This is a genomic window from Streptomyces sp. SID12501, from assembly GCF_010550245.1.
Classification (GTDB): Bacteria; Actinomycetota; Actinomycetes; order Streptomycetales; family Streptomycetaceae; genus Streptomyces.
This window is the reverse complement of the sequence record NZ_JAAGLU010000730.1, coordinates 1-428: the sequence shown is the minus strand read 5'-3', so window position 1 is coordinate 428 and position 428 is coordinate 1. Positions and strand designations below refer to the sequence as shown.

The window sequence follows — 428 nt, the reverse complement described above, 5'->3', positions numbered from 1 at the left end:
TCAACTGCCAGCGGTCGGTGCCGCACGTCGAGGCGTGGTGGCAGGCGTACCGCGACGCCGGGCTCGTCGTGGTCGGCGTCCACACGCCCGAGTACGCGTTCGAGCGCGAGACCGACAACGTGGTCGACGGCGCGCGGCGCCTCGGCATCACGTACCCGGTCGCGCAGGACAACTCCTACGCGACCTGGAGCGCGTACCGGAACCGGTACTGGCCCGCGTCGTACCTGGTCGACGCCGACGGCCAGGTGCGTCACGTGCACCAGGGCGAGGGGGGCTACGACGTGACGGAGGACCTCGTGCGCGAGCTCCTGCAGGACGCGGACCCGGGCGTCGCGCTGCCGCCGCGCACGCAGGTCGACGACCGCACGCCCGACGGCGCGCAGATCACGCCCGAGACGTTCCTGTCGGTCGGCAAGCGCAGCAACGTC

1 protein-coding gene is annotated in these 428 nt (G+C 72.7%); it reads left to right on the top strand.

Annotation, left to right across the window (positions count from 1 at the left end; all coding sequences use genetic code 11):
* Nucleotides 1-428 (top strand): redoxin domain-containing protein (locus tag G3I71_RS48160; RefSeq protein WP_164325291.1); only part of this gene is annotated, 428 nt, incomplete at both ends.